Origin of the sequence: Verminephrobacter aporrectodeae subsp. tuberculatae At4, from assembly GCF_000193225.1 — a bacterium.
GTDB classification, from domain to species: Bacteria; Pseudomonadota; Gammaproteobacteria; order Burkholderiales; family Burkholderiaceae_C; genus Acidovorax; species Acidovorax aporrectodeae.
In genome coordinates this window covers 1-1,628 of record NZ_AFAL01000809.1, presented here as the reverse complement: position 1 = coordinate 1,628, position 1,628 = coordinate 1, and the positions used below count along the sequence as shown (strand labels likewise).

Sequence of the window (1,628 nt, the reverse complement as noted above, 5' to 3'; positions counted from 1 at the left end):
CTGGTCAGGCGATTGCCGGCAGTGTCCTGTATGGCGCTGGCATCGGTGGGCGTGCTGTCGTTGTAGGCGATGCTCACGCTCTGACCATGTCGCACGGGGGTGCTCAGCGTCAGGTAGACGAGCTTGCCGTTTGCACCCACGGTGACCGAGGCGACGGTATTGGCTGCGCCATCCACAAGCACCGTGAAGTCCCCGCGGAGCGGCTTGTGGGCCTCGGCGGCGTCCAGGTTGCTCGCGGCGCTGAATTCGAGCACCAGGTCGCTGCCAAGGACCCTGGGGCCTGCGGTGCCGGTGGTTATCAGCTGCGGGGCCGTGGGGTCTGCTGGTGTCGCCGGCGTGTTGTTGCTCACCGCCCGGCTGCTGAAGTCCGCCGCGTCGTTGCCCGCAGCGTCCTGCACCACGGCGCCGGATTCGGGTTTGGTGTAGCTGACTTTCACCGTCTCCGCCTGGGTCACGGCGCGGCTCAGCGTGAGCGTGACGGTCTTGGCCGCCCCGTTCACCACGGCGCTGTTCACGGTAATGGCCGTGCCCGTGGTGCTGCTGACGGTAAAGCCGGCGTTGCCCGTGAGTGCGGCCGCGTCCAGGGTGTTGGCTTCGGTGTAGCTGATCACCAGCTGGTTGCCATTGACCGCGGCGCTGCTGAACTCCGGGGGCGTGGTGTCGGGTGTATTCACCTGCGTGGCTGCAAAGCGGGTCAGGCTGTTGCCTTTTGCGTCCTGTATGGCGCTGGTGTCGTTGGGTGTGCTGTCGGTGTAGGCGACGGTCGTTGTCTGGCCAGGTGTCACGGCGGTGCTCAGCGTGAGCGTGATGGTCTTGTCCGCCCCGTTCACGGCGACTGCGGTGACGGCATTCGCGACGCCAGCGACGAGCACCGAAAAGTCCCCGGCGGCCGGCTTGCGGGCCAGGTCCGCGCTCAGGTTGTTCACGTCGCTAAAGCGGAGCACCAGTTGGTTGCCGCTGGCCGTGGGGCGCGCGGCACCGGTGGTGATCAGTTGCGGGGCATCCATGTCCAATACGTTATTGACCGCCTCCGTGGTCTGGAAGCTGGCCAGGCGGTTGTTCGCTGTGTCCTGTATGCCCTTGCCGTCGTCGGGCGTGCTGTCCTGGTAGGCGACGGTCACGTGCTGGCCAGCGGCCACGGGGGTAGCCAGCGCCAGCAAGATGATCTTGCCTGTTGCATTCACGGTCACACTGTTGACAGTCCTGGCGGCACCATCCACGGACACCGTGAAGTCCCCGGCGGCCGGCTTGCGGTCTGCGTCCCCGTTCAAATTGCTCGTGTCGCTGAATGTGAGCACCAGGTTGCTGCCGCCGCCGCTGACGGTGGGGAGCTGGTGCTCGTTGCCGGTGGCAACGTTGCTGGTAGTGATCAGCTGCGGAGCCGTGTTGTCCGGCGTGTTGTTCGTCACGGCCCGGTTGCTGAAGTCCGCCGCGTCGTTGCCGGCGGCGTCCTGCACCACGGCGCCGGATGTGGGTTTGGTGTAGCTGACGTTCACCGTCTCGCCGTTGGCCACGGAGCGGCTCAGCGTGAGCGTCACGGTCTTGGCCGCCCCGTTGACCGCGGCGCTATTCACGGTAATGGCCGTGCCCGTGGTGCTGCTGACCGCATAGCCTGCGTTGTCCGTGAG

1 protein-coding gene is annotated in these 1,628 nt (G+C 66.4%); it reads right to left on the bottom strand.

Features of this window, described 5'->3' with window-relative positions:
* Window positions 1-1,628: SwmB domain-containing protein (locus VTU_RS29420; RefSeq protein ID WP_010108804.1), on the bottom strand; the 1,628-nt coding region annotated here is incomplete at both ends.